Here is a 25,720-nt window from a genome sequence, read left to right as displayed (position 1 = left end):
CCGCCGCCGGCTCGATTGGCGGCCTTGGCGCGATCTCCGCCGCCTTTGCTTGCGCCCTTGGCCCGGTCGCCACCGCCCTTGGCACGATCCGCGGCCCCCGCGCGATCGCCACCGCCGGGCCGATCGCCGCGGTTGCCCGCACGGTCACCTGCGCGATCACCCGGACCCCCACGATCACCGGCACGGTCGCCCGCTCGATCTCCCGCACCTTGATCCGGTCGCAGCACCTGATTGCCGTCACGACCGCGGAAATCCATCCGGTCCGACACGCCGGCCTTCAGATTGTTGTTGCCGAAGCGCTGCTGGACGTTGGTGTTGTTGTAGCGAACACCCTGCCGATGCGCCGGATTGTGCTGCCAACCGTTGCCGATGTTGGTGGTGCGATGGTTGACGTAGACATTGCGGTTGCCCCAGTTGCAGCCGCCACCCCAGTAATTGCCCCAGCGTCCGATCGCCCAAGCGGTGCCGAAGGCGATTCCGGCCGCAACCATGCCGGCGCCGATATAGGACGGATAGCCCCAATAGTACGGCGGATACTCCGCATAGGGCCAGGTGCCGTAGACCGTCGCCGGATCGTAATACGGCACGTACATCGCTGAAGGATCGGCCTGCTGGATCACGACAACCTGCTTGCCTTCCTGGGACTGGACGCTGACCTTCTGCTGCTTGGTCGTGACCAGCTTCTTGTTGTCGTAGGCCTTGGTGCGCAGACGCTGGATCGCGTCCATCACATCGGGTTGCTGGGCAAGAAAGGCGTCGCCGAGCTTCTTGGTCCAGTCGAGCTGGTCGCTCATCATGGTCAGCACATCGGCGGTACTGGCCAGCGCCTTGACGCTGTCGTCCCAGCCCTGCTTGTCCACCTCCGTCTTGAGCGCATCACCCTTGAGCTGCTTGCGCTCCTTCAGCCAGCGGTCGGCCTGCACCACTTCCAGCGGATAGGTCGAGGCGGCCAGGACATTGGCAAGGAGCTCATCGGGATAGAGCGCAATTGGCGCAACCAAGGCTTCAAGTTGCTCGGGCTTCAAGAGCTCGGCCGACGGCGCGGGCGGGCTCGCTGGTTGCGCCTGCGGATTTGGGGCTGCAGGTGTGGTTGTGGTCTGCGCCGTTGCAGCGACCGAAGTCGCCATTAGGAGCGCAAGCGCCATCAGGGTCTTGCCGCAGCGAAACATCACATCCTCCCTCAGACTTCCAATGTGGGAAGATCAAGCCGGAGCGCAGGCGTTTGTTGATCGAGATCAACGAAACGAGTTCGTCGCGGCTGCTGCAGCACGAGGACGCACGATCATTCGCCCCAGATTTCAGGCCAGGACGACTTTCCCCCGCCGATCCAGAGGCATGATCATCAAGATACCGCCTGTCAGCGGGCGATCGGAAGCCGGATCGTGAACAAGGCTCCTCCGGCGAGCTGGTTCGCCGCGACAATTGCGCCGTGGTGGGCCTCGATGATGGTTCTGGCGATCGCGAGTCCCATGCCCATGCCTTGCGGCTTGGTCGTGAAGAACGGATCGAAGACGTTTGCGAGATCGGAGGCGGCTATTCCGGGTCCCGTATCGGTGATCCTGATCTCGGCCTGGTTGCCGGCACGGAGGGTTGAGACGCTGACCTCGCGTTTTCCGGTGTCCGCATCGAAGATCGCATCCATCGCGTTAATTATCAGGTTGAGAACGACCTGCTGAAGCTGGACCGGATCTCCCTTGACGTGCAGATCGGCAAGCACAGGCATATAGATCAGCGTGATCCGGCGTCCGTCGGCGACGGCATTCACAAGGCCGATCGCTTCGCGGACCGTATCGTTGAGCTCGATGTCCTTGACCTCAAACGGTGTCTTTTTCAGAACGCTGCGCAGCCTGCGGATCACCTCGCTTGCGCGTTGATCGTCACGCCTGATGTCGGCAAGAATCTGACGAATCTCGTTGATGTCCGGCGAACTGGCCTTGAGCATGAGCTCCGCTGTCTCGGCATTAGTTAGGATAGAGCCGAGCGGCTGGTTCAATTCGTGGGCGATCGAGGTCGTGAGCTCGCCGACAGTCGAATAGCGATTGACGTGGGCCAGCTCTGTAAGCCGCTGGCGTGATTCCACTTCGGCGACGCGGCGGCGGCGACGCTCGTGCAGCAACCCGCTGATGAGACCTGCCTGCACCAGGAATACCGCCGCGATCATCAACATCTGCCAGCGATAGCGCACCCAGATGTTCGGCTCGCGAAACAGGATCTCGCTGCCGGGAGGCAAACGACTCTCGCTGATGCCCCAGCGCCGCAATTCCCGCCAATCATATCTCGGCGCAGCGAAGCCGATCGGCTCATAATGGATGCTCACCGGTTTCGCGCCGCCGAGAACGCCGAGCGCGGCGGTGACGGTTCTCGCACTCGTGTCCGCAATCAAATGCATCGGCCCACCGACCGTGCTGTTACCGAAGAACGGCTCCTGGTAGGAGAAGATCGGAGCATTCGCGACTGCGTGCAGGCTGCGCAAGGCGATGTCGCTCTCGTGGACGACCCCAGCCGCATCGACCGACATCAGGCCCCAAAACAGCACAGTATGCGGCGGGAGTTTTGATGCGCGTTTCAGTATTTCCTCGAATGACAAATCCGAATACCATACGAGCTCTACCCGCTCGCCGAAAGATTTCAGCTCCCGCTTTACCTCCTCTACCCAAAACTTCTCGAGCGGCGAGGCACCGATGACGACCGCAACCGACTTGGTGTCCGGCAGAACCTGAAGGATGTTGTCGAATGCCGCCACGAAATCGTTCCGGATCGCCACGACGACATCGTTGTCGCCGAGATCGGCGCGATTGATCAGTCGATGCTCGACCGCAGAGAGAATCATCGGCGTATGGGGGAACAGTCTGGCGCGGTATCTCTGCGCAAACCGGGCGGCAGGCGCGCCGATGCTCAACACGATGTCGGGCATCGCCCCCTGGTACAGCGAGTGCAGATACTCGACGAAAGGCGCCTCGGGACCAGGATTGTTGAAGCGCGCGGTGAGCAGCGCGTGCTCCTGGATATCGAGCGGCCAGGGCGATTGCCGCTCCAGTTCGGCCTTGATGTCACGCGCATACTCACTCCACGGCCGAAACTCGCGGCCGAAGGAATGCAACACCAGCACGCGCTTGAGCTCGCCGCGCAGGCTTCGATCGACTGCACCGGCTCGCCCGGCCGACAGGCACTCGGCAACGAGCAGGCCTAGGCATAACAGTGCGGCCGCGGTTGGCGACCTGACCGAAACACTGGACATGCGCCCGTTCAGCTCCATTCCTGCAGCTTCCGGCGGCTGCTTTCCGGGCAATTCTAGCGGGAATCGCGGTGCGCGGACAGGCCCGACGACGCGATCAAAGCCCCTCAATGACCACTCAGCACGAGCGTCTGGATCGGCAGCAACAGCGCCTGGATACGCAGCAGCACCGCGTGTACGAGGCCGACGCCGTCCACGACGTGCAGCGCGATCTTCCGGCTGGTCGGAGTGTCCTTGGCCGAAATTTCCTCGTGATTGCTGGTGTAGGCATTGACGATGCAGCTGCTGCCGGGTGTGACACCATCCAGGCCGCCTTTGTAAAGCGGCTCTAGAAACACCAGGATGGTGCCGGGACGCACGGCGTTCTGTGGATCGATCAGCTGCTCGCCGGATCGGAACTGCCCGGCAGCGATGTAATCCTGCACCGTCGTGATCACCATCGGGATGATCACCCATGGCTTCGAGATGCACGTCGCTTCCGCCACCATACCTTCCTTCATCACCTGCGCCTCGATCTGGCCGAAACCGGCCTGAAGGGCCTTGCGGCCCGCACCTTCCGGAACGAGAACGCCTGCGGGGCGCATCAGCTGATTAACAACGTCGCCGGGACGAACCAGGAACTGCTCGACGCGCCCGTCGACGCCGGCTCGCACGAGGGTCTTGTCGAGATCGACCTGGGCCTGGTCGAGCGCGGCCTCCGCACTGGCCTTCTGTGCCGGCAGCAGGATGGAGACCTGCAACGATGCGGATTGCTTCGCGGCCGTCGCGGCATCGATGCCGGACTGGCGCTGGTCGACCAGGACCTGGAGCTTGTCGATATCACGCTGCGGGACGATGCCGGGATTGCGGCGCTGGAGTTCGCTCTTGACCTCGAGCTCGTCCTTGGCCTGCTGATAGTTGGCCTTCGCCTCCCCGATCTGCGCCTCGGCCTTGACCACGTCGGCCTGCGCCGTCTGCATGGCGGCGTCGACTTCCGCGACCTTTCGCTTCGCCGTCTCGTAGGCGGCCTGCTGCTTCGAGGCGTCCAGCGTGAACAGCACATCGCCCTTCTTCACCGGCGCAGTGAAGCCGACCTTGACCTCAGCCACACGGCCTGAGCCCTCGGGCAGGATCGGCACGGTACGGAAGTAGAGCGTCGCCGACGACGTGGACGGATGGAAATAGAAGATCATCGTGATCAGCGACACCGTCAGCATCAGGCAGGCGGTGATGCCCCAGCGCAGTTCGTACCAGACCGAGAAGAAGGTGATCTCCTTGCCAAAGCGCTTGCCCTGGGCGTAGCGACGGTAGAGGTAGTCCGGCAGGATGGTGACGAGGGAGCAGATCAGCAGCTCAAGCATGGCCGGGCTCCTTCTCCTTGGCGGGTCCCAGCTTTCCTGCTGGGGGCGGCGCAGCCGCAGCGTCTGTCGGGATTTCCTCGCCACTGCCGGCCGGCGTCGCCTCTGCAATCTTCTCGACCGACCCGGCAATGCTGCGCAGCGGTGTGCCGAAATCGGGGAGATCGATCAGCGCCAGCAGGAGTCCCGCGATCCAGAAGATATGCATATGCGTGAACAGCGAGATCAGGCCGAGCACCGCAACGAGCTCGAACTGCAATTTTTGCGATTTGTGCGCCATCCGCTCGGGCAGGCTGTGCAGCTTCCAATAGAGCGTGCCGACCCAGAGCACAGTCCCGATCAGAAATATGCCCATCACCACCATCAGCGTATCGGTCCCGCTGCCCGGCGCGAGATAGAATGGCAGATGGTGCGGGGCCATCGGATGAAGCTGGTCGCTCAAACGTCTCTCCCGGTCAAATGCGCATTTGTGCCACTGTGTTCAGACAGGCTTCCGGTTTGCTTGATTTGAATCAAGGGAACGCCCTCCGCCGGACTTAGCGTTCCCCGGATGCTGATTGGATAACCATCAGGAGCCGCAGCCATGCCCGGCCTCGACGATCTCATCCCCAACGCCGCCCAGATTCGAAAGGAAGCCGCCCTCAAGGAGGCTGAGAAGGCCGAGGAATATGTCCGCCTCGCAGCCGCTGCCGAGGCCGAGAAGCGCGCGCTGATCGAGCGCTTGAGCAAACCTTCCGGCAAGACCGAGGAGGAGAAGATCAAGCTCGCCTCGACCATCATCCAGCGTGCAGTGCGAAACGGCCTGACGGAAGTGCTGGTGTATCGTTTTCCCAACTCCCTCTGCACCGACAAAGGCCGCGCTATCAATCAGATGGAAAAAGGCTGGGAGAACACCCTAACCGGCATCCCCAAAGAGATCTTCCAGCTCTGGACTGATTATCTGAAACCGCGCGGCTATCGCATCTCCTATCAGATCATCGAGTTCCCCGGCGGTGTGCCCGGCGACATCGGCGTGACCATTTCCTGGGACGATTGACGAGCACAGGAAGGATCGGCATGGCCAAGGACGCGCCTGCGGAGCGGATGAAGCGGAAAGACTACGAGAAGGAGCTCGCAAAACTCCAGGTCGAGCTCTGTCACCTCCAGGATTATGTGCGGGAGAACAAGCTGCGGGTCATCGTCCTGTTCGAAGGCCGGGACGCCGCCGGCAAGGGCGGCACGATCAAGGCCATCACCGAGAAGGTCAGCCCGCGCGTGTTCCGCGTCGTCGCCCTGCCCGCGCCGTCCGACCGCGAGAAGTCGCAACTCTTCTTCCAGCGCTACATGGAGAGATTTCCGGCCGGCGGCGAGATCGTGATCTTCGACCGAAGCTGGTACAACCGCGCCGGCGTCGAATACGTCATGGGCTTCTGTACCCGCGCCGAGCACGAGCGCTTCCTCACGCTGTGCCCACAGATGGAGAAATACGTCATCGATGGCGGCATCATCCTGATCAAGATCTGGCTCGAAGTGGGCATGGACGAGCAGGAACGTCGCTTCCATGCGCGCATCGACGACCCTGTCCGGCAATGGAAGCTGAGCCCGATGGACTTAGAATCCTACCGGCGCTGGTACGACTATTCGCGAGCTCGCGATCTGATGCTCAAGCAGACCAGCACGAAGGAAGCGCCGTGGTACATCATCCGCTCCGATGACAAGCGAAAGGCACGGCTGAACTGCATCGCGCATCTCCTCGGCGCGATCCCCTACAAGCGCATCAAGAAGGACAAGATCAAGCTGCCGAAGCGCTCCGAGCAGGGACGCTACAACGACCAAGCCAGCCTAAAGGGAATGAATTTCGTCGCCGAGCCATATTGAAACGCGAAGGGGCTACGGTGGCGCAGCCCGTTGCATGTTCGGATCACTTCAAGCGGATTGTGACGCCGCCGACGGCAGCCGATACTTCCGCGCCGACCCGCGGGCCGCTGAGCTGCAGGATCACGCCATTTCTGTTCTGCAACTGAACGGCACCAGCGCCTGCGGCGACTGCCCCACCCGCTCCCCCCACGGCATAAGAGCCTTCGATGGACGCCGGCCCCTTCAGATTGAGCGCGCGGCCGACGAACTTCGTGGTCGACGCTCCGACCGTCAAGCCGACGCTCATGCCGGACACAGTGAAGGGATATTTCTTGCCCCGGTATAGCAGGACACCTTCGCCGCCCCCGACACCGACGATAAATCCGCCCTTGGTGAACACGACGGCAACCTGGCCGGTGTCAGCACGCGACGGCGTGCTGACACCGGTAGCGGCTGTGATCGATGCAATCAGGACGGCGCCGATAGTAACTTTCCTCATGACGTTTCTTTCCTCTCTTGTGGTCATTGCGCCAGGATCATCGCGAAGTAGCCGAAGGGGCAAAGGTGATGCAGGATCGTGAGTGCGGCGCCGGTCGCTCCATTGATCCAAGTCAACGGTCGCGTGCATTGTGACAGGCAATGCCATGCCATTCGCCGCGCAACAGGAAGGCGTCAGGCCGTTCGTTGCGCGGTGCTCGCCTGATCATCGCTCAGCAGGCTATCGAGCGACCGCAGCCACTGGCCGCTGTCGGTCTTGGCTGCGAGTCCTTCGGCGCGCAGGAGGTCGCGGAGCTGCGCATGAGCGCCGACGATGCAGAATGTCACCCCGCGTGACGCAAGTTCGTCATGGAGATCGTGCAGCATGCGGGCGCCTGCCAGATCGATATAGGGCGACGCCGACAAGTCGCAGACCACCAGCCGGACGGCCGGCGACTCCCGGAGGGCGATCAGGACGGTTTCCAGGATCGTCTCGGCATTGATGTAGAGCAGCGACGCTTCGGGTCGGAAGGCGATGATTCCAACCAGCGGCTCGACGCCCTCATGCCTCGCACTATCCGAATAACGCCCGCTGCCGGGCAAGCGGCCGAGGAATGCGACGTTTGGCTGCGAGGCCCGCGCCAGCAGCAGGAAGATCGACGCGATCGATGCCAGCAGAATGCCCTGGAGGATGCCGAGCAGCAGCACGGAGATCAGGGCAATCGTCGCGGCGTAGAAATCGATCCGACTGACCTGCCACATTCGTAGCAGTGCACGAACATCGACCAGCCTGTAGACGGCGGCGAAGACGATCGCCGCGAGCACCGCCTTGGGCAGGTTGGTCAGCAGCCCCGTGAAGAACAACAGGCACAGCCCGAGCGCCACCGAGCAGATCACCAGCGCCAGCGGTGTCCGCGCGCCGGCACTGTCGTTGACGGCCGATTGCGACAGGCCGCCGGCGACGGGATAGCCATGGCCTAAGGCAGCGGCGAGGTTTGCCGCGCCCAATCCCAGGAACTCCTGACGGACGTCGAGCGGGTAGCCGTGCTTGGCAGCAAAGCTGCGGGCCGCCGATACGCCTTCGATATAGGCCAGCAGCACGCAACCCGCCGCGAGCGGAAACAGATCGTCGAATTCCAGCAGGCCGAATGTCGGGATCCCCAGCGCCGGCAGCCCTTCCGGTATTTTCCCGGTGACGGGCACACCGCGAGCCGGGAAACCCAGGAGTGTTGCCAGAATGATCGCAACCGCAACGATGGTGATGCCGACGGGCTTGCCCGGCAAAAGCCGCTCGCCAAGCAGGAGCAACAAGAGAGCGACGGCGCCGATGGCGAGCACAAGCGGATCGATGCCGCCGAGCTGCCCGACCAGCGTGATGGCGCGATCAAAGAAGTTGTGGCCGCCACCGGCAACGCCGAGCAGGCTCGGCAACTGGCTCATGATGATGGTGAGCCCGGCACCGGCCTTGAAGCCGACCAGAATGCTGTCGCTGACGAGGCGGACTAGCACGCTGAGCTTGAACAGCCAGGCGATGAAGCACAACACGGCCACCGCAAAGGCTGCAAGGCTCGCGATCTGGGCATAACGCAGTGCATCGCCGCCGGCCAGCGCGCCGACGGTGCCGGCGATCATCAGCGAGATCGCCGAGGTCGGGCCGATCGCAAGCTGCTGCGATGACCCCAACAAGGCGTAGCCGATGCCGCCGAGCATGTAGCCGTAGACGCCGACCTGCGGCGGCAAGCCGGCGAGCGCGGCGTAGGCGAGCGAGACCGGGATAGCGTAAGCGGCGAGCGTGATGCCGGCGATCGCGTCGGACGGCAGCCATTCGCGTCGATACGCTGCAAGCCACTCAGCCGGTGGAAAGAATCGCATCCAGGTCGGATCGGTCCGTGTGTTCATCGACCCTCCTCCGAACGAGACGCTTCGCAGCGCGGCAGCATAATCAACAACGCGACCACCGGCAGGTCCAGCGCGAGATCGGGGATGCTCTTGGTCGCAAAAGCACCGGCGGCGGCACCAAAGCCGAATACCGCACATAACGCGAAGAAGATGCCCCAGCGGCGCAACGTCCCCAGCGGCGCGCCGCCTGATACGACGGCGAAGATGTTCTCGCCCTCGACCTTGACGAACATCGCGGCTTGCATTGCCGCAATCACGGAAATGCCGAGCGTTCCGGCCAGAGCGAGCAGCAATACGATCTCGACCGTTTCATCGCGGCGAATCGCTCCGGCTACGACGTCCAGGGTGCTCATGTCGGCAATACGGGCTGTCGCAAACTTTTCATGAGGTCCATAGGCATTGCCTCGTCTCTGCCGAGGCTTGATCTGGATCAAGCAATGTCCCCGCACCGCCAATCAAATCGCACCAAAGCGCCGGGGGAATGCGACCATGGAAACCGTCAGGTGAATCATCATCACCGCACCGGAGATATTCCTGCTGCTGGCGATTGCGATGGGCACCATCCTCGGCCACATCAAGGTTCGCAGTTTCTCGATCGGCACCACGGCCTGCATCCTGATCGTCGCCGTCTTGATCGGACAACTCGGCAGCTTCACGTTTCCGCCGGTCCTGCAGGCGATCCTGTTCAGCCTCTTCGTCTTCACGATTGGCTACCGGTCGTGACCTGCGGCGCGCTGGCCCGGCGCCATGACGGTCGATGCCGCCGTCACCGGCGCCTGCGACGTCGCCGAGAGTCAGACGCCTGTGCTCGGCGTCGCCGTGCCCTACGCGGTCGGCAACGTCGTGCTGACGGTGCTCGGTCCGATCGTGGTGGCCGCAGCGTTTTCGGGATGAGGGAGGTCGCGATGCGTCGCATGCCTGCATTGCTCCACGCTCTTGCGATCACCCTCCTCGTCCTTCTCGTCGTCGCACCGCCCGTGCGCGCCGAGGACGAGGTCCGCATCCAGGAAGAAGTCTGGGCACTCCCGCTGCCGCTGCCGATGTTCGCCTATCTGGTGCACCCGGTCGGCGACGGCCCCTTCCCGCTGGTGATCATGAACCATGGCGTCGCGCTCAACCCGACCGACCGCAGCTTCTTTCCGCTGGTGGAGTTCCGCGATGCCGCCAAATGGTTCGCCAGGCGCGGCTATCTCGTGGTGGCGCCGGTCGGCAGCGGTTATGGCGCGCAGGCGATCGACATTCCCGAACGCGCGCTGTTTGGCCCGTTCTTCTCCAAGGTCGGCAAGTGCACCAATCCCAATTTCCACGATGCGGGCCTCGCGGTCGCGCAGGTCGATCTCTGGATCATCGACTACCTGGCCGCCGAGAAGCGGATCATCCCGAAGGACGTGATCGTGGTCGGTCAATCCGCCGGCGGCTCGGCTTCGATCGCATTGTCGAGCGTGAACCCGCCGCAGGTGAAGGCGATCATCACCTTCGCCGCAGGCCGCGGCGGCCGGGTCGGCGGCAAGCCCAACAACAATTGCGCGCCGGACAAACTCGTCGAAGCGACCGCGGATTTCGGCCGCACCTCGCGCGTGCCGATGCTGTGGATCTACATCGAGAACGACACGTTCTTCGGACCCGATCTGTCCAAGCGCATGCATGCCGCCTTCACCGCCGCCGGCGGCCGCGCCGAATATCATCTGATGCCGCCGTTCGGCAAGGAAGGCCATTTCTTCATCGGCTCGCCGGACGCGATCCCGCTCTGGTCGCCGCTGGTGACGAAGTTCCTGGATGCGCAGAAGTGAGCGCAAACTTCAGAGACGCGACTATGCCCCGCCCTCTTGATTGTCTTTCCGGTCTCTTGATGGTTGCAGTCGTCGGGACCGCCACAAGCGCAACCGTCGCCGCGCCGGAGGCCGCGAAAGCCGACAAGCCCGCCGAGGTCGCAACGCGCGGCCAGCGCGAAGCCAAGGACATCAGCTATGGCGCCTGGCAGAAACTCTGCTTCAAGGCCGGCGGTGCCCCAACCCTGTGCCGAACCTCCATCACCGGCCAATTCGCGACCGGACAGACGGCCGTGCGCCTCGATCTGATCGAGCGGGAGGACGCTCCCACGGCCCGCCTGCAACTTTTTGTACCTGTCGGCATGTACCTGCAACAGTCACCGAAATTGAGCGTCGACCACGGCGAGGCCTTCCGCGTGCCGTATACTTGGTGTCTCACCAATCTGTGCGTCGCGGCCGACGTAGCGGCACCAAAAGTCATCAAAGAGATGCAAACCGGCAAGGCGCTTCTGCTCGAACTCGTCGATTCGAATCTTCTTGCCGTGACGACCTCGATTCCGTTGGCGCAATTCGCCTCCGCCCACAAGGGGGCACCAGCCAGGACGCTCGAGCAATATATCGACGAATGACAGCCAGAGTGGAGCTACGAAGTGCGGGCGCGCTCGACAGATTCGATCAACGACTGCGCCCCAAAGGGCTTGATCAAGTAGGCAATGCAGCCCGACGCGATCGCCGCGGTACGGTTCGCGGGGCAATCATTACCGGTTACATAGATCACCGGCACGATGACGCCATTCTCAGCCAGTCTTCGCCGCACGTCGATGCCGGACTTTGCGCCAAGATTGATGTCAAGGATGATGCAAATCGCGGTGTAGAACTTGCCATGATCGAGCAAGGCACCCGCGGTGTCGAACAGCGTAGTGTCGAAACCGTGTCGGCGCAGAAGTCTGTCCATGCTGGCACGCATGGACGGATCATCATCGACGACGAAAACGGACTCGCGTAGGGGCAAGGCGATTGCCTTTCCGGGAAACGGCGGTGGGATACTGGATACGATTGCGCCGCGTTTACGAGCGGGCATCTGTGCACTATTGCATACGGCTCGCCGTGCACTGTCAACACGCCTCAGCATTGTCCTTTGGGGCAGTCACAGACCGCTGTGACGATGCGGCTAATGCTCGTTCGGATCGAGTGTTCCGAGCCGCTCTGCGATCGAAACGAGTTCCGCCAGCGAATGAACCTGCATCTTCTCCATCACCTGGTGACGGTGCGCTTTCACTGTGCGTTCGGTGGTTCCGAGTTCATGCGCGATCTGCTTGTTGATCCGGCCGCGCACGATGAGATCAAACACCTGTCGCTCGCGCTGCGTCAGCGTGGCCAGATGACCACGAAAAGCATCAAGCCTGCTGCGCTGAGCGCGCGCCGTTTGCTGACTGGCCAACGCGCGCTCGATCGCATCGAGCAACTGCTCGGAGGATATCGGTTTGGTCAGAAAGTCTTCCGCACCCGCCTTGATCGCGCGTACGGTGGTTGGCGTGTCGGCATGACCGGTCAGGAAGACGATCGGCAGCATCGAACCAGACGCGATCAACCGGGCCTGCAGGTCGGGACCGCTCAGTCCCGGGATCCGTACGTCGAGCAGGATACAGCCCACCTGCTCGTCATCTGGCGCCGAGTCCAGGAGCTCCACTGCTGAGGCATAGGTCGCGACCTCATATCCCGCGAGCTTCAGCCTGCGCTCGATCGCGGTTCGAAAGGACTCGTCGTCGTCAACAACGTGAACGAGGCCTGGCACCTTTTTACCTCTCGCTCAATTTAATGAGGACGGCTCGGCGTCCCTCTCATTCTTCAAAGTCATCTTCACGTTTGGAGGCCGGAATATCTGCTTCGCAGTATGTCGCATCTCCACCGCGGCAAGCTTCTCATCCCGCGCAGCAATCGCCAGTGCTGTCCTTTGGTACAATGAACCTTGGGACAATGGATTGAACTACCACCTTGGTCGAAAATCAACTGCGGCGGGAGTGGGGTAGCGCGGCGCATTTCCGGCTGAAAATATTTCATCCGACCGACCAATTCGGCGACAAGCTGAGGAGTTGGCCCATGTTCGTTCGCATCACAACGGATTCCCTACGCCCCAATACCCTCCGCGACCTCGGCATGACAGCTCATTCAAATGCGCTGGTCAATTTAAGCGAATTCTCCTACCGAAAGGGATCCGAGATCTACGGCGAGAAAGAGCCGGCCGAGTATGTCTACCAGGTCAAGTCCGGCGCGGTACGAAGTTACAAGCTGCTATCGGATGGCCGCAGGCAGATCGGCGCATTTCACCTCGTTGGCGACATCTTCGGGCTCGAGAATGGCAGCGAGCACCGGTTCACGACGGAAGCCATCATCGACACCACGGTACGCCTGATCAGACGGCAAAGTCTCGAAACCGTGGCCGAGAGCGATGTCATGGTAACCAGAAACCTCCTCAGCATGACAACAGATAACCTCCAGCACGCGGAAGACCACATGCTGCTTCTCGGCCGCAAGACCTCCCTGGAGCGAGTCGCGGCGTTCCTGCTCGAAATGGACAAGCGCCTGACAGCGGCCGGCGTCATGGCGCTTCCGATGTCGCGGCGCGATATCGCCGACTATCTCGGCCTGACGCTGGAGACCGTCTCGCGCGCTCTGTCGCGGCTCCATGAGCTTGGCGTTCTCGGCTTCGTCGGCAACACTCAACGCCAAATCGTGCTGCTCGACCGGCACCGGCTCGCCAGTCTCGATCTGCAGCCTTGAACGGGCGAACTTTCGGTTACATCCTTAACCGTCAAGATGGGGACCCACGCGAGGCATTAGATCCGTGGTCAACTTGCGCCGGGCGCTTCCGTCAGCCCGAGATGTTCGAGTGTCTTGCGCAAGACTTCGAACAGAATGGCGGCGGACCAGCCGAACAGAAGAACGCCATTCATGGCGGTCAACGGGCCGATCAGCTGCCATTCGCGCACCGGAGTGATGTCGCCGTAGCCGAGCGTGGTGTAGTTGACGAAAGCAAAGTAGAGCAGGTCCTTGTCGGCGGCAGCGGCCTGGACGACATTGTAGGTCGCGGCCCACATCAGGATTTCGAGCATGTGGGCGATCTTCAACACGACGGCGGCCGCGATCATGACGCCCATGAGATGCAACCTCGGCCGATTGGTATGACGCAGGCCTGCACTGCGGGCGATGGCGACCGCGACCACCGTCACCAGCGCGTGGAGCCCGATATTGATCACACTGACCAGGATGCCGACCAAGAATTGTAGCATCATAGCGTCGAACCCGACCTCAATTCGGCAGACACAATTCGTTATGATCGACGACGAGGATCGTATCCATGGTGACCATGCTCGCGCCAATCGGCCAAGGTGACGATTGATCTAGGTCAACGGTGCGTCGACGGTTTCCGTTGCGGCAACGGCAGCCTGGTCCACCCGCATCGGCCCAGCACGGTCGATCCCGATCCATGCAGCCGCCAACTCCCAAGCAACCGACAGGATGATCGGCCCGATGAATAGGCCGATGATCCCATGCGCGAGCGTACCACCGATGACCCCGATCAGGATCACGAGCGTCGGCGTCGTCAGGCCTCGACCCATGAGAAGCGGCTTCAGGACGTTGTCGAGAAAACCGACGGCGACGAGATAGACCGTCAAGAGCAGGGCTACGGTCACGTCCTTGTCCATCCATATCCAGACGACCACGGGAAGAAGAACGATAGCCGCGCCGATCTGAACGATTGATAGCAAGAGCACGATGACGGCGAGCAGCCCCGCGCTTGGGATGCCAGCGAGCTTGAAACCGATGCCCGCCAGCAGGGCCTGCACGATGGCAACACCGATGACGCCCTGTGAGACCGCGCGTATGGTGGCACCGGCGAGCTCCAGGAAATGCTCGCTTTGGTCGGGCACGATGCGCAACAGGAAGCCGCGGAGCGCGGCAACAAGCTGCGCCCCGTACGGAAGCAGGAAGCCGGCGACGACCACTGACAGCAGGAATTGGAGCATTCCGATGCCGGTGTCGCCCGCAAACGACAACATCATCCCGGCGAGCGGTTTCAGATATGGCGCCACCTCACGCAACGCAGCACGGATGTTCGTGTAGGCTTCATTCCAGAACGCGTAAAGCTGTGGACCGATCAAGGGCCAATTCTTGATCTGCTCTGGCGCCGCCTGAAGCACGAGATCCCCGCTGCCGATCTGGCCCGCAAGGTCCCGGAGCCCGTCAACAGCACTCAGGCCCAGCCAGGCGGCGGGACCGATGACGATGCCTAGCGTGATCAGGGTCAGAACGGCTGAGGCGGTTCGCGGGCGGTTGCCGAGGCGTCGGGCGAGCCAGGCGAAGATTGGATGAAACGCCACAGCCAACACTCCGCTCCAGCTCAAGATCGGCACGAACGGTCGGATAACGAGGAAGGTCCACGAGATCAGCAGCCCGAGCAAGCCGAGCCGAATCACGAGCTGGACAATGTCCTCCGCGGACACAAGCTGGCGAAGCGTCTTCAAGACTCGTTGCCTCCTGATCGACGGTCGGCACGCTGCTGAATAACTACAGGTGCGGCCCGCTTCGGAGGCTTGATCCAGATCAAGCTGGGCGTTCGGTTGCTTGAAGAGATCGGCACGTCTGCGCAGATGGCGCGATGCACCACCACCGGTGAAAATTACGCTGTTCTAGCCTCAATCACTTGGCGTCACACTGCTCTTCCTATTTCAACTGACTGACGTTGGACGGCGCAGGATTGATCTTCCCGTGCACGACCGTTCACGCCGCCACTTTCATTGACCATCACGAAGTGGCCCTCGAGGGCCTTGCCGATCGCGCCGACGGCTGACGCGGGCCGCTATAGGGCACAGTGTTGCCGATCCGGATTTCTGTAGCCGATGTCCCGGGCCCGTATTTGGCCTGGCCAGATTCGGTTGAAAGCAGCGCAGTGCTGGCCAAGGCGCCAACGATCAAGCCGATCTTCTTCAAAGTGCACCCTCCCACGCAAACGCATAGTCTGGCGACCTGCGATGCAAACTCCTGGGCTTCGCCACCCGCCCTTCAAAATCTAGGCCGAAGCGGCCCGCGGAGCTTCGAGAAACAAGGTGCGAATGCCCGCGGTACGGCTACGGACCGTAAAAACGCGAGTGTGCGGGCCGGCGCCCCGGCCGGATATCGGAGACATCGGAGCCTTCGCGGGACGGACGTGCATGGGTCGTTTGCGCGTCCCGTGTCCGCCAACTGAATCCGTGCAGCCGATCGTCGTCGTTCCGTACGCTGTCGCGAAGGTCCTGCACGATTTCCGGAACGAGATCTCCGCAACGGAAGAACATCAGCCTGAGCCCCCAGTCGGGCCGCGTGGAGTCGAACCTCATGTCGAGGCCAAGACGCGCACCATAGAGAGCCGCCGCACGGTCGGCTTGCTGCTACCTGTCGCGCCTACCGGGCGAGCCGATCGGCGGCTTCGCCGATCGCCATATTCTTCCCGCCGAACCGCGCGCCGTGCGATTGACAATAGCAGTTCGGTTCTGACGGTCCGCTTCGGTCTATTGCGCCTTTTCGCTGATCGAATTGGGCCCAAGTACGGGCCGATTGTCCGAAAGCCGACGTAGGTTCTGAAGGGGCGAAAGAATGGCCTTTGCGAGCCGTGCAGCGGCTTTGGGGCACACCGAAATCGAGAGCACCGTCCGGTACCTCGGAATTGAATTTAACAACGCGCTCGCGATAGCAGATCAGGTCGGCGTCTGACCTGACTGGGCAGAGCAGACGTGCTCCATTTAGCCTGCTTCGGGCCTAGAAGCTGAATTATCATGCTGAAGAACGAGCGGCCTTCGGCTAACTGCCGAGAAACTTATCGAACCCTAGCAAGGCACCAAAAACGGTCGCAGTGACGGCAAGGAAGGCGACGAAATAACATAGGCGATACATGCCCAGATAACTGGTTCATTCCCGGCAAGCTCCTCGCCCGTCTGGTGGCTAGGCCGAGGCCCGACGCCCCGAACTATGCTGCAACGCAACCATATCTGCTTTGATCAAGACGGCCGCCTTCTTGGCCAGATATACATGTCAATCAGCGCTGGGTTCATTCCGCATGGAGCGCATAAGCGCTGAACGAGGTATTCGGACTTGCCGAACATCAACCTGAAGCTTCTCCATACTTTCCTGCTCGCGGCCGAGCACGAAAGCTTCCGAAAGGCTGCGGAGGAATCGAACCGGTCGCCGTCTGCCATCAGCATGCAGGTTCGCGATCTGGAGGAGCAGATCGGCGTCCTGCTCTTTCGCAGGACACCGCAGAAGGTGTTGCTCACGCCTGAGGGGCGGATCCTGTTCGAACAGGCAAAGCGAGCCCTCCAGGAAGTTCAGTCCGGGTTGGATCTGCTGACCGAATCAGCGCAATCCCGCAGCCGTCACATTCGAATGGCTTGCGTTCCGACACTTGCGTCCGGATGGCTGCCCAACATCCTGGCGACATTCAAGGTCCGCTATCCGCGGAGCCAGGTCCAGCTCATGGAGCTCTCCACGACACCGATGCTCGAACTGCTCAAGCGGCAAGATGTCGAGTTCGGCATTGGTCCGGAAGTCCCCGACATGGGGGATTATGAGTTCGAGCCGATCCTCGAAGATCCCCTCTTTGCCTGTGTACCGCCGGTATTCGACGAGGGCCAATCAAGCATCGGATTCGCCGATCTCGTCGAAAAGCCGGTCATCCTGCTGTCGAAGACGACGGCGGTCCGAGGGCTGATCGACGAGACGCTGGAGACGCTCGCCGTCCGGCTCGATGTGCAATTCGAGGTCCAGGCCGCCACGACGGCGCTGGCCTTGGCAGCGTCCGGCCTCGGCATCGCAATCGTACCGCGGGTCGCTCTGGTGCAGGCCGGCGTGCAGCAGTTTCGTGTCGTCCCGATCTCCGACCACGTCAAGCTTCGCCAGATCGGCTTGATCACCCCGCGCGGCCCTGTCAGGCGCCCGAACACCGAACAATTGATTTCATTGATCCGCTCGAGCCTGGCCCAGCTTCGCTGAGCCGTGCTTAGAGCAACTTCAGAAGCGCATCGACGACCTGACCGGTCGTTGCGCTGCCGCCGATGTCACGAGTCCTCAGCGCTGCATCCTCCAGCCCGGTGCGGACCGCGGCCTCGATCCTGTCGGCACCAAGCCGCAGCCGGTTGTCTCGATAGTTCTGATCCAGCCGCCGCAGCATCAGGATCGCCGCCAGGATCGTTCCATAGGGATTGGCGAGCCCCTTTCCTGCGATGTCGGGCGCCGAGCCATGCGAGGCCTGGAAGAAACCGATCCCGTCCCCAACCTCCTCCGATGGCGACATGCCCATGCCGCCGACCGTCGCCGCACCGAGATCGGAAATGATATCGCCGAACATGTTCTCGGTGACGATGACGTCGAAATGCGAAGGCTTGTTGACCAGATGAACCGTCATCGCGTCGACAAGGACATGCTCGGCTTCGATATCGGGATAGTCTTTGGCGACCTCGTCGAAGACGGCGCGAAAGAACGCATAGGTGCGGAGCACATTGGCCTTGTCGCAGCAGGTCACGCGGCGCCGTCCGTCCTTTGGTGAACCATTCCGAGTTCTCGCAAGCTCGAATGCGAACCGGACGATACGTTCGATGCCCTTCCGGGTCTGGACGAGCGTGTCGACTGCGACTTCCTCCCTGAGCAGCGCGCCAGCGCGCGCGCGGCGTAGAGGCCCTCGCTGTTCTCCCTGACGATGACGTAGTCGATCGACCCCGGCCGCCCGAGCGGGGACGGCACGCCCTTGTACAGCTTGATCGGCCGCACGTTGGCGAACAGGTCGAGCTTGAAGCGAAGCGAGAGTGTGAAATCGAGTCCGGCTTCGGTTCCGTCACGGTGAACCACACCGGGAATGCCGGCCGCGCCATGGAGAATGGCATCGGCTGTGCGGCAGCCCTCGAACGAGGTGGCCGGAAACGAATCCCCGGTTTCGAGAAAATGCGTGGCGCCAGCGGGATATTCCACAAAATGGAGCGTCCCGGCCTGGACACCGGCTTGCAGCACCGCGACCGCCGCACGAGCGACTTCGGGCCCGATACCGTCTCCATGCACGACGGCGATCTTGTAAGTATCCTTCATGATGCTTCTCGACAAATTATCCTGTGGTGGTGATGTCACTTCGCCCGTGGCCGGACATGCACGATGTGGCATGGCCTCTCGCTGCTCTCGTCCGGCTGCGCGGCCCCTGCCACGATTGGCCGCGCCGGACCATCGATCAATCCAGCTTGATCCAGACCCCCTTCGTGTTCAGGTATTCGTCGAGCTGTTCGGTGCCACCTTCGCGGCCATACCCGCTCATCTTGTAGCCGCCGAACGGCAACGCAGGATCGATGGCGTGATAGGTGTTCACCCATACCGATCCGGCGCGGAGGCTCCTCGAGATGACGTGGGCCTTGCTCACATCGCGTGTGAAAACACCCGCTGCAAGTCCATATGGCGTCGCATTGGCGCGCGTCACGGCCTCATCGAGCGTGTCGAACGGCAGCGCGGAAATGACCGGGCCAAAAATTTCATCACGGGCGATCTGCATGTTGTCGGAAACGCCGGCGAACACGGTCGGCGCGACGAAATTGCCCTTTGCGAGGGCACCTTCCCTCAGCCTGTTGCCGCCGGTCACGACCTTCGCACCCTCGTCGCGCCCGCTCCGCAGGAAGCCTTCGACCTTGTCGAGCTGCCGCTCGGAGACCAGCGGTCCAATCTCCGTCGTTGGATCGGCGCCATCACCGATCTTCAGGGCCGCGGCAAATTTCCCGAGCCGCTCGACCAGTTCGTCGTGGATCGCGCGCTCGACGAACAGGCGGGAGCCGGCGATGCAAATCTGGCCCGAATTGGCAAACGCCGCCATCGCGGCAATCGGGACGGCCTTGTCGAGGTCCGCGTCCGCGCAGACGATCACCGGTGACTTGCCGCCGAGTTCGAGCGACACCCGCTTGAGGTTGCCGGCCGAGGCGCGAACGATCGCCTGCCCGGTTGCGGTGGATCCGGTGAAGACGATCTTGTCGACACCGGAGTGCTCGGCCAGCGGCGCGCCGGCCTCCGGCCCGGTCCCGGTCACGACATTGACCACGCCCGGCGGCACCCCTGCCTCGCTCATCAAATCCGCGATCAGCAATGGCGTCAGCGGCGCCTCTTCGGAGGGCTTGAGCACGATGGTGCAGCCGGTCGCCAGCGCGGGCCCGATCTTCCAGACCGACGCAGCCGTCGGCGCGTTCCAGGGGATGATGGCGCCAACGACGCCGACCGGCTCCTTGCGCGTGAACGAGACGATGTCGCCTGGCAGCGAATTGTCGATCGTCTGCCCGTGGATCGCGGTTGCCATGCCGGCGTAGTATCTGAGCATGCCGAGCACGCGGAGCTTGTTCGCCCGCGTTCTGACGATCGGCATTCCCATGTCTGCTGTATCGGACTGGCTGATCTCCTCCCAGTGCTTCTCGAACAGATCGGCGATCCGCAACAGCAGGGCCTGCCGCTCGAACGGCTTGAAGCGGCTCCACGGGCCCTCGAAGGCGCGGCGGGCCGCGGTGACGGCAAGGTCGATGTCAGCCGCGTCTCCCAGCGGCACGCGTCCGATCACCTCGCCGGTCGCGGGGTTGCGCGTCTCGAAAACCTTCCCCGAGCGGGCATCCACCCACGCGCCGTCCACGAACAGCTTTCGGGTTCGGCCGTCGATGGGAAATCGGATCTCAGCTTTTGTCATCGGTCTACTCCTGTCTCGCAGAGGCGATTGTCGGATGCCCCGCCTCGTTCGATGTCGTGCTTACCTTGCAGCGATCGTCTCGGGAATGGGTTCTACGCAGCCGGCTGCTGTTTGCGGAGGAAGCGCGCCAGTTCCGGGATATAGGCCTGCCCGTGCCCGCTCTCGACCACCGCTGCCATCGCGCCGGCAACACCGTCGGCGATCGTCCTGCATGCGCCGGATGTGCCCGCCATCGTCCTGTAGTAGTTGATGTCCTTCAACGCATTGCCGATGAAGAACGGGACCGACTCGACGTCGCCAGCCACGATGGCCGGCGCCAACCGCTGCAGCGCCACGCCGGCGCCGCCGCCTTTGGCGAGAACATCGACGAAAACCGCGGGATCGACGCCTGCATCGGCCGCCTGCGCGGCTGCTTCGCTGAGAAGCGCCATGAAGCCGATCGAAACGTAGTTGTGGAGCAGCTTGAGCCGATGGCCGAAGCTCACGGGTCCGACCCGTTCGACGCTCTCGGTGAAAGCGGCGAGGATGGAGCGCACGCTTTGAAGGTCTGCTTCATCGCCGCCGACCAGAAGGTTCAGCGTTCCCTCTTCCGCATGCCTGGCCGTGCGTGTCATCGGCGCATCGAGGAAGCTTCCGCCGGCGGCCCGGACTGCAGCGGCCATCCGCAACGTCGATTCCGGCAGCGCGGTCGAGCAATCGACGATGATGGTCCCCCTTCGCAGCCGGGGTAAGATGCCGGCATCGCCGGTAAGAATTGCTTCGACCTGCGGGGAGCCGGTCACGCAAAAGATGATGACATCGGACACGTCTGCCACGTCGCCCGGAGTCTTGCAGGCTGTAGCGCCGAGATCGACGAGATCGTCGACCGGCTGATTGCCCGGATGATCGAGAAAGGCAAGAGGATAGCCGCCCCGCACCAGAACGTTCTTCGCGATTCCGTGCCCCATCAGGCCGACACCAATAATTCCCACCTTCATCGCGATACCCTCGCTGATCATTCGCATCTCTGGTTGGACTGGACGGCGCTGCCTGCCCACGATCGTGTTGGAAAACCGTCTAGTAGACGGCCGCGTACATGCGTCAGCTTGAACGAGGGCGTTCGTCGCATCAGAACGCTCATCGTCAGATCCAACGTTTCCGCAAGGCCGCGCTGACGCCGGCTCTGAATGCGAAGACGCGACCGAGCCGCACTGTTGCGCAAGATTGATCGCTCGCGACCATCGTTTCCTGCCTGCAATTGGTTGTTGTTTGTGCGGCAAGATGAGCGACGCTACCCCGCTTCTTGCAAGGCGCTTTTTCTGACCCCCTGTTTGGTTTTTCTGATGTACCGGTGTTTTGATACGAACCACCAAGGAAGCAAGAGACCACTCGCTTGGAGCGGCCGCCGCGCGCTTCGGCCCGCGCGAGCTTGCGTCACCTTCCAGCCTTCCGCGATTGAGAAAAACTGACGCCCCCTTCAGAAATACTGCGCCGCTTCGGCATTGCCTCGGCGCTCTGTCCATCTAAGATCGGTCCTCGATCGACGTTTCTGTCAATCAAGACGAACCAAGCTGGCTTGGTCGATTAGGGAGGTACCCGCATGAAAATTCGCAGGCTGCTGGCGCTTGCGGGCGTGTTCTTTGGCATGAGCACGGTTGCACTGGCTCAAGGTCAACCCGACGACGAGTGCCAAAATCCGGGAAACGACGAGCTTCTGAAGCAAGGATGCGCTTATCTCGACGAGTTCATGAAAGCGTTCAACTCGCGAGATGCGGAAGCCTGGTCCAAGACGGTTCACTATCCGCATATAAGAATCGCTGGCGGGCAGGTGCAGGTCTGGAACACGCCGGGAGAATATGCGCAATCGAACGATGCGAAGCAGTTGGCGCAGGCTTCGACATGGGCTCGCTCGGCGTGGACGTCTCGCAAATTGGTGCAGAAATCCGACGACAAGCTCCACTTTGTCACGAGATTCACGCGCTATGACGCCAATGACAAGCCGATACTATCCGCCGACTCTTTCTACGTGATCGTCAAGAGGGATGGCCGCTGGGGAGCTCTGGTACGATCGAGCTACGTCGGCATCATCGGCAAGAAGACCGCCTTCTGACGAACGATACTTTCCAGAGTGAACGCAAGGAGCAGACGTCAAACCGAATGGCATCTGCGTGTTCACGCGCCACCGGCGAGATTGGTCGAGCTTTCCCGACTGGGCTCGACGTACAGCCGAAGGCCAGCCCGGTGCCCTCGCGCTGATGAGCCGCAAGCACATTATACCTGGACCGAGGTCAACTTCTTCAGGCAGCGCAACGCGAAGGACGATCGGCTGTGGCGAATGCCGGGAATGCGATAGAGCTTTTCGCGCAGGAAGCGTTCGTATCCGGCGGTGCTTTCGACGGCCACCTTCACGACGTAATCGTAGTCGCCGGTCGTGAGATAGGCTTCGATCACCTCCGGCAGGTTCGTAAGCAGCTGGCCGAAACGTTCAAGTACCTCCTCGTCGTGGTGATCGAGCGTCACTTCTATGATGACCGTTTCGGGCAGGCCGAGCTTCTCCTGATTGAGCAGTGCGACATAGCCATCGATATAGCCTTGGGTTTCGAGCCGCTTCAGCCTGTTCCAGCACGGCGTGGTGGAGAGCCCGATTTCATCGGCAAGCTGCGCCGTGGTCAGTCGCGCATCCTGCTGCAGTGCGCGGAGGATTTTGCGGTCGATCTCGTCAAGGCGAAGCGAATCCTTGCGCGGAGCCTTAGCTGGCCGCGCCGCACGTCTGACCTTCGCCATATCCAGAACTCCATTCTATCTGTCGGCACAATTTCCAGAATGATTCCAGCTCGAATGACCGAATTACCCAGATAATTGGAACAAAAATCCGATTATTGGCCAGTACAAACATACTACGTTTAGGGAGGAGCGGACGGTGTTTTTTCTGGAGCTCAGGAGCAGCGACATGCATGCCGCCCTCGGCCGGCTGCTCGATCAGGCGCGCGTCGCCGGCCTTAAGCTCGCGGCCGTCAGCGCCCAGGCGGAAGCCGACGTGTATCGGATATCCGCGTCCATCGACATCACGGATCGTGACGCTGTCGACCGTCTCGCCCGCCGCGTTGGTACTATGGTCTGCATTGGTGCCGTTGAGGTGCGCGGCGAATGTGACGTTGCGCTGCCGAGCCCGGCGCCGCATCTCTCGCTTGAAGTGAGGTCGCGCCCATGACCGACAACGCACCACTTTCCCTTCACGTCCCCGAACCGGCCGTGCGCCCGGGCGACACGCCCGATTTCTCCAACATCCGCATCCCTCGCGCAGGCCAGGTCGCACGCCCCGAGGTCGACGTCGATGCCGAGGCGATCCGCGACCTCGCCTTCTCCGTCATCCGCGTGCTCAATCGCGACGGCGAAGCCGTCGGCCCCTGGGCGGGATCGCTCTCCGACGACGAATTGCTGGAAGGCCTGCGTCACATGATGACGTTGCGCGCCTTCGACGCGCGGATGCAGATGGCGCAGCGGCAGGGCAAGACGTCTTTCTACATGCAGCACATGGGCGAGGAAGCCGTGAGCTGCGCCTTCCGCAAGGCGCTGTCGCCGGGCGACATGAACTTTCCGACCTATCGCCAGGCCGGACTGCTGATCGCGGGCGGCTATTCGCTGGTGGAAATGGCCTGCCAGATCTATTCCAACACCCATGATCCCCTGAAGGGACGCCAGCTGCCCGTGATGTATTCCTCGAAGGAGCACGGCTTCTTCTCGATCTCCGGCAATCTTGCCACCCAGTACATCCAGGCGGTCGGCTGGGCGATGGCGTCTGCGATCAAGAACGACACCAGGATCGCCGTCGGCTGGATCGGCGACGGCGCCACCGCCGAGTCCGACTTCCATGCCGCGCTAGTGTTCGCCTCGACCTATCGCGCGCCGGTCGTGCTCAACATCGTCAACAATCAATGGGCCATCTCGACCTTCCAGGGCATCGCGCGCGGCGGCTCCGGCACCTTCGCGGCGCGCGGTCTCGGCTTCGGCATTCCGGCGCTGCGGGTCGACGGCAACGACTATCTCGCGGTCCATGCCGTGGCGAAATGGGCCTGTGAGCGCGCACGCCGCAATCTCGGCCCGACTCTCGTCGAACACGTGACCTACCGCGTCGGCGCGCATTCCACCTCGGATGATCCCGCGGCCTATCGGCCGAAGACGGAATCCGAGGCGTGGCCGCTGGGAGATCCCGTGATCAGGCTGAAGAATCATTTGATCGTACGCGGCGCCTGGTCGGAAGAGCGGCACAAGCAGACTGAGGCGGAAATACTGGACACCGTGATCTCAGCGCAGAAGGAAGCCGAAGCCTACGGCACGCTTCACTCGGAGCAACGTCCGTCGGCGCGCGATATGTTCGAAGGCGTGTTTTCGCAGATGCCGCCGCACCTGCGCCGGCAGCGCCAGGAAGCAGGAGTTTAAGCCATGCCGCGGCGAACCATGATCGAGGCGATCCGCGAGGCCATGGACGTGATGATGTCGCGCGATGACGACGTCGTCGTGTTCGGCGAGGACGTCGGCTATTTTGGCGGCGTATTTCGCGCGAGCCAAGGGCTGCAGGCGAAATACGGCAAGAGCCGCTGCTTCGATACGCCGATCAGCGAGCTCGGCATCGTCGGCGCGGCGGTCGGCATGGCTGCCTACGGCCTAAAACCCTGCGTCGAGATCCAGTTCGCCGACTACATGTATCCGGCCTACGACCAGATCGTCTCCGAAGCCGCGCGGCTGCGCTATCGCTCGAACGGCCAGTTCACCTGTCCGGTTGTGGTGCGCATGCCGACAGGCGGCGGCATCTTCGGTGGACAGACACACAGCCAAAGCCCGGAAGCGCTGTTCACCCATGTCTGCGGCATCAAGACCGTGGTGCCCTCGAATCCGAGCGACGCCAAGGGCCTCCTGATCGCCGCGATCGAGGATCCCGACCCGGTCATCTTCCTTGAGCCAAAGCGGCTCTACAACGGCCCGTTCGACGGCCACCATGATCGTCCCGTGACGCCGTGGTCGAAGCACGATCTCGGCGAAGTCGCCGAGGGGCACTACACCGTGCCGCTCGGCTGCGCCGCGATCCGCCGACAGGGCGAAGCCGTTACGATCCTGGCCTATGGCACGATGGTCCATGTCGCCGAAAGCGCGGCAGCCGAGACCGGGATCGATGCCGAGATCATCGATCTCCGCACCCTTCTGCCGCTCGACCTCGACACCATTGAGGCCTCGGTCAAGAAGACCGGGCGTTGCGTGATCGTGCATGAGGCAACGTTGACGTCCGGCTTCGGCGCCGAGCTCTGCGCGCTGGTGCAGACGCGCTGCTTCTATCATCTGGAAGCGCCGATCGCGCGCGTCGCGGGCTGGGACACGCCCTACCCGCATGCCCAGGAATGGGACTACTTCCCGGGCCCGGCGCGAGTCAGTCGCGCGCTGGCCGAAACGCTGGAGGCCTGAG

The 25,720-nt window shown here is 62.3% G+C and carries 26 protein-coding genes and 1 pseudogene; 11 read left to right on the top strand and 16 right to left on the bottom strand.

Features of this window, described 5'->3' with window-relative positions; all coding sequences use genetic code 11:
• From CWO91_RS16080 to CWO91_RS16065, 4 genes are all read right to left on the bottom strand, one after another.
• A partial coding sequence (locus tag CWO91_RS16080; RefSeq protein WP_130214304.1) for a DUF3300 domain-containing protein occupies positions 1–1,169 on the bottom strand: 1,169 nt, incomplete at its 3' end.
• A gap of 188 nt (positions 1,170–1,357) precedes the next feature.
• A complete protein-coding gene (locus tag CWO91_RS16075; protein WP_130214310.1) occupies positions 1,358–3,256 on the bottom strand; it encodes a sensor histidine kinase in 1,899 nt (632 codons plus the stop codon).
• A gap of 86 nt (positions 3,257–3,342) precedes the next feature.
• Positions 3,343–4,575 (bottom strand): HlyD family secretion protein, encoded by a 1,233-nt coding sequence (locus CWO91_RS16070; RefSeq protein WP_130214303.1) that lies wholly within the window; start codon positions 4,573–4,575, stop codon positions 3,343–3,345.
• Positions 4,568–4,993 (bottom strand): hypothetical protein, encoded by a 426-nt coding sequence (locus tag CWO91_RS16065; RefSeq protein ID WP_130214309.1) that lies wholly within the window; start codon positions 4,991–4,993, stop codon positions 4,568–4,570. The genes CWO91_RS16070 and CWO91_RS16065 overlap by 8 nt, the downstream gene beginning before the upstream one ends.
• Positions 4,994–5,155: 162 nt before the next feature.
• On the opposite strand from CWO91_RS16065, the gene CWO91_RS16060 reads away from it, so the two are divergent.
• Together CWO91_RS16060 and ppk2 are read left to right on the top strand one after the other, a co-directional pair.
• Positions 5,156–5,608: a hypothetical protein gene (locus CWO91_RS16060; protein ID WP_130214302.1), complete on the top strand. Its 453-nt coding sequence runs from the start codon at positions 5,156–5,158 to the stop codon at positions 5,606–5,608.
• A 20-nt stretch (positions 5,609–5,628) separates the two neighbouring features.
• A complete protein-coding gene (gene ppk2 / locus CWO91_RS16055) occupies positions 5,629–6,429 on the top strand; it encodes a polyphosphate kinase 2 (protein ID WP_130214301.1) in 801 nt (266 codons plus the stop codon).
• 43 nt (positions 6,430–6,472) lie between these two features.
• On the opposite strand, the gene CWO91_RS16050 is transcribed toward ppk2, so the two are convergent.
• The 3 genes from CWO91_RS16050 to CWO91_RS16040 form a co-directional block, all read right to left on the bottom strand.
• Positions 6,473–6,907 (bottom strand): hypothetical protein, encoded by a 435-nt coding sequence (locus tag CWO91_RS16050; protein ID WP_130214300.1) that lies wholly within the window; start codon positions 6,905–6,907, stop codon positions 6,473–6,475.
• A 173-nt stretch (positions 6,908–7,080) separates the two neighbouring features.
• Entirely contained in the window at positions 7,081–8,784 is a 1,704-nt protein-coding gene (locus CWO91_RS16045) for a SulP family inorganic anion transporter (RefSeq protein WP_130214299.1), read from the bottom strand.
• Positions 8,781–9,218, bottom strand: a complete 438-nt coding sequence (locus CWO91_RS16040) for a hypothetical protein (RefSeq protein WP_245471275.1) — start codon at positions 9,216–9,218, stop codon at positions 8,781–8,783. The genes CWO91_RS16045 and CWO91_RS16040 overlap by 4 nt, the downstream gene beginning before the upstream one ends.
• Before the next feature lie 118 nt (positions 9,219–9,336).
• On the opposite strand from CWO91_RS16040, the gene CWO91_RS16035 reads away from it, so the two are divergent.
• The 4 genes from CWO91_RS16035 to CWO91_RS16020 are packed head-to-tail and all read left to right on the top strand — an operon-like array spanning position 9,337 to position 11,182.
• Entirely contained in the window at positions 9,337–9,507 is a 171-nt protein-coding gene (locus CWO91_RS16035; protein WP_245471274.1) for a hypothetical protein, read from the top strand.
• 24 nt (positions 9,508–9,531) lie between these two features.
• Positions 9,532–9,678, top strand: a complete 147-nt coding sequence (locus CWO91_RS16030) for a hypothetical protein (RefSeq protein WP_130214298.1) — start codon at positions 9,532–9,534, stop codon at positions 9,676–9,678.
• Between the two features lie 20 nt (positions 9,679–9,698).
• Positions 9,699–10,574, top strand: coding sequence for an alpha/beta hydrolase family protein (locus CWO91_RS16025; protein ID WP_433995561.1), 876 nt, complete (start codon positions 9,699–9,701; stop codon positions 10,572–10,574).
• A 23-nt stretch (positions 10,575–10,597) separates the two neighbouring features.
• Complete coding sequence (locus tag CWO91_RS16020; RefSeq protein ID WP_130214296.1) at positions 10,598–11,182, top strand: invasion associated locus B family protein; 585 nt, start codon at positions 10,598–10,600, stop codon at positions 11,180–11,182.
• 14 nt (positions 11,183–11,196) lie between these two features.
• On the opposite strand, the gene CWO91_RS16015 is transcribed toward CWO91_RS16020, so the two are convergent.
• Together CWO91_RS16015 and CWO91_RS16010 are read right to left on the bottom strand one after the other, a co-directional pair.
• Positions 11,197–11,565: a response regulator transcription factor gene (locus CWO91_RS16015; RefSeq protein ID WP_283810967.1), complete on the bottom strand. Its 369-nt coding sequence runs from the start codon at positions 11,563–11,565 to the stop codon at positions 11,197–11,199.
• A 159-nt stretch (positions 11,566–11,724) separates the two neighbouring features.
• On the bottom strand, positions 11,725–12,348 hold the full coding sequence (locus CWO91_RS16010; protein ID WP_130214294.1) for a response regulator transcription factor: 624 nt from the start codon (positions 12,346–12,348) through the stop codon (positions 11,725–11,727).
• Between the two features lie 305 nt (positions 12,349–12,653).
• Between CWO91_RS16010 and CWO91_RS16005 the strand changes: the two genes are divergently transcribed.
• Complete coding sequence (locus CWO91_RS16005) at positions 12,654–13,334, top strand: helix-turn-helix domain-containing protein (RefSeq protein ID WP_130214293.1); 681 nt, start codon at positions 12,654–12,656, stop codon at positions 13,332–13,334.
• 68 nt (positions 13,335–13,402) lie between these two features.
• On the opposite strand, the gene CWO91_RS16000 is transcribed toward CWO91_RS16005, so the two are convergent.
• On the bottom strand, positions 13,403–13,846 hold the full coding sequence (locus CWO91_RS16000) for a potassium channel family protein (protein WP_130214292.1): 444 nt from the start codon (positions 13,844–13,846) through the stop codon (positions 13,403–13,405).
• 108 nt (positions 13,847–13,954) lie between these two features.
• Positions 13,955–15,031 (bottom strand): AI-2E family transporter, encoded by a 1,077-nt coding sequence (locus tag CWO91_RS15995; RefSeq protein WP_165405492.1) that lies wholly within the window; start codon positions 15,029–15,031, stop codon positions 13,955–13,957.
• Between the two features lie 1,651 nt (positions 15,032–16,682).
• Here CWO91_RS15995 and CWO91_RS15985 point away from each other — a divergent pair.
• On the top strand, positions 16,683–17,579 hold the full coding sequence (locus CWO91_RS15985; RefSeq protein ID WP_128934643.1) for a LysR family transcriptional regulator: 897 nt from the start codon (positions 16,683–16,685) through the stop codon (positions 17,577–17,579).
• A 7-nt stretch (positions 17,580–17,586) separates the two neighbouring features.
• Here the strand turns inward: CWO91_RS15985 and CWO91_RS15980 are convergent.
• The 3 genes and pseudogenes from CWO91_RS15980 to CWO91_RS15970 all read right to left on the bottom strand — a co-directional run bounded on the left by CWO91_RS15980 (position 17,587) and on the right by CWO91_RS15970 (position 21,320).
• Positions 17,587–18,665: pseudogene (locus CWO91_RS15980) on the bottom strand (isocitrate/isopropylmalate dehydrogenase family protein).
• A gap of 136 nt (positions 18,666–18,801) precedes the next feature.
• Positions 18,802–20,283, bottom strand: a complete 1,482-nt coding sequence (locus CWO91_RS15975; protein ID WP_130214290.1) for an aldehyde dehydrogenase family protein — start codon at positions 20,281–20,283, stop codon at positions 18,802–18,804.
• A 92-nt stretch (positions 20,284–20,375) separates the two neighbouring features.
• Positions 20,376–21,320: an NAD(P)-dependent oxidoreductase gene (locus CWO91_RS15970; RefSeq protein WP_245471272.1), complete on the bottom strand. Its 945-nt coding sequence runs from the start codon at positions 21,318–21,320 to the stop codon at positions 20,376–20,378.
• A 542-nt stretch (positions 21,321–21,862) separates the two neighbouring features.
• On the opposite strand from CWO91_RS15970, the gene CWO91_RS15965 reads away from it, so the two are divergent.
• Positions 21,863–22,372 carry a hypothetical protein gene (locus tag CWO91_RS15965; protein WP_130214289.1) on the top strand — a complete coding sequence of 170 codons (510 nt, stop codon included), beginning with the start codon at positions 21,863–21,865 and terminating at the stop codon, positions 22,370–22,372.
• Positions 22,373–22,533: 161 nt separating this feature from the next.
• Here CWO91_RS15965 and CWO91_RS15960 read toward each other — a convergent pair whose 3' ends face one another.
• Positions 22,534–23,046, bottom strand: coding sequence for an Lrp/AsnC family transcriptional regulator (locus CWO91_RS15960; protein WP_091883780.1), 513 nt, complete (start codon positions 23,044–23,046; stop codon positions 22,534–22,536).
• On the bottom strand, positions 23,012–23,443 hold the full coding sequence (locus tag CWO91_RS15955) for a hypothetical protein (protein WP_130214288.1): 432 nt from the start codon (positions 23,441–23,443) through the stop codon (positions 23,012–23,014). Before CWO91_RS15955 ends, CWO91_RS15960 begins: the two co-directional genes overlap by 35 nt.
• 26 nt (positions 23,444–23,469) lie before the next feature.
• Between CWO91_RS15955 and CWO91_RS15950 the strand changes: the two genes are divergently transcribed.
• Both CWO91_RS15950 and CWO91_RS15945 read left to right on the top strand, forming a co-directional pair.
• Positions 23,470–24,702, top strand: a complete 1,233-nt coding sequence (locus CWO91_RS15950; RefSeq protein WP_130214287.1) for a 3-methyl-2-oxobutanoate dehydrogenase (2-methylpropanoyl-transferring) subunit alpha — start codon at positions 23,470–23,472, stop codon at positions 24,700–24,702.
• A 3-nt stretch (positions 24,703–24,705) separates the two neighbouring features.
• Positions 24,706–25,719, top strand: coding sequence for an alpha-ketoacid dehydrogenase subunit beta (locus tag CWO91_RS15945; RefSeq protein ID WP_130214286.1), 1,014 nt, complete (start codon positions 24,706–24,708; stop codon positions 25,717–25,719).
• The last annotated feature ends 1 nt before the right edge of the window (position 25,720 follow it).

This window comes from Bradyrhizobium genosp. SA-3 (assembly GCF_004212635.1).
Classification (GTDB): Bacteria; Pseudomonadota; Alphaproteobacteria; order Rhizobiales; family Xanthobacteraceae; genus Bradyrhizobium.
The sequence above is the reverse complement of the archived record's forward strand: the minus strand, read 5'-3'. Positions and strand labels throughout refer to the sequence as shown.

Excerpts from the sequence above, each read along its gene's own strand:
- CWO91_RS16075 (WP_130214310.1), bottom strand. The coding sequence starts at position 3,256 with ATGGAGCTGAACGGGCGCATGTCCAGTGTTTCGGTCAGGTCGCCAACC.
- CWO91_RS16070 (WP_130214303.1), bottom strand. The coding sequence starts at position 4,575 with ATGCTTGAGCTGCTGATCTGCTCCCTCGTCACCATCCTGCCGGACTAC.
- CWO91_RS16065 (WP_130214309.1), bottom strand. The coding sequence starts at position 4,993 with ATGGCCCCGCACCATCTGCCATTCTATCTCGCGCCGGGCAGCGGGACC.
- CWO91_RS16060 (WP_130214302.1), top strand. The coding sequence starts at position 5,156 with ATGCCCGGCCTCGACGATCTCATCCCCAACGCCGCCCAGATTCGAAAG.
- ppk2 (WP_130214301.1), top strand. The coding sequence starts at position 5,629 with ATGGCCAAGGACGCGCCTGCGGAGCGGATGAAGCGGAAAGACTACGAG.
- CWO91_RS16050 (WP_130214300.1), bottom strand. The coding sequence starts at position 6,907 with ATGAGGAAAGTTACTATCGGCGCCGTCCTGATTGCATCGATCACAGCC.
- CWO91_RS16045 (WP_130214299.1), bottom strand. The coding sequence starts at position 8,784 with ATGAACACACGGACCGATCCGACCTGGATGCGATTCTTTCCACCGGCT.
- CWO91_RS16035 (WP_245471274.1), top strand. The coding sequence starts at position 9,337 with ATGGGCACCATCCTCGGCCACATCAAGGTTCGCAGTTTCTCGATCGGC.
- CWO91_RS16030 (WP_130214298.1), top strand. The coding sequence starts at position 9,532 with ATGACGGTCGATGCCGCCGTCACCGGCGCCTGCGACGTCGCCGAGAGT.
- CWO91_RS16025 (WP_433995561.1), top strand. The coding sequence starts at position 9,699 with ATGCCTGCATTGCTCCACGCTCTTGCGATCACCCTCCTCGTCCTTCTC.
- CWO91_RS16020 (WP_130214296.1), top strand. The coding sequence starts at position 10,598 with ATGCCCCGCCCTCTTGATTGTCTTTCCGGTCTCTTGATGGTTGCAGTC.
- CWO91_RS16005 (WP_130214293.1), top strand. The coding sequence starts at position 12,654 with ATGTTCGTTCGCATCACAACGGATTCCCTACGCCCCAATACCCTCCGC.
- CWO91_RS16000 (WP_130214292.1), bottom strand. The coding sequence starts at position 13,846 with ATGATGCTACAATTCTTGGTCGGCATCCTGGTCAGTGTGATCAATATC.
- CWO91_RS15975 (WP_130214290.1), bottom strand. The coding sequence starts at position 20,283 with ATGACAAAAGCTGAGATCCGATTTCCCATCGACGGCCGAACCCGAAAG.
- CWO91_RS15965 (WP_130214289.1), top strand. The coding sequence starts at position 21,863 with ATGAAAATTCGCAGGCTGCTGGCGCTTGCGGGCGTGTTCTTTGGCATG.
- CWO91_RS15960 (WP_091883780.1), bottom strand. The coding sequence starts at position 23,046 with ATGGCGAAGGTCAGACGTGCGGCGCGGCCAGCTAAGGCTCCGCGCAAG.
- CWO91_RS15955 (WP_130214288.1), bottom strand. The coding sequence starts at position 23,443 with ATGCGGCGCCGGGCTCGGCAGCGCAACGTCACATTCGCCGCGCACCTC.
- CWO91_RS15950 (WP_130214287.1), top strand. The coding sequence starts at position 23,470 with ATGACCGACAACGCACCACTTTCCCTTCACGTCCCCGAACCGGCCGTG.
- CWO91_RS15945 (WP_130214286.1), top strand. The coding sequence starts at position 24,706 with ATGCCGCGGCGAACCATGATCGAGGCGATCCGCGAGGCCATGGACGTG.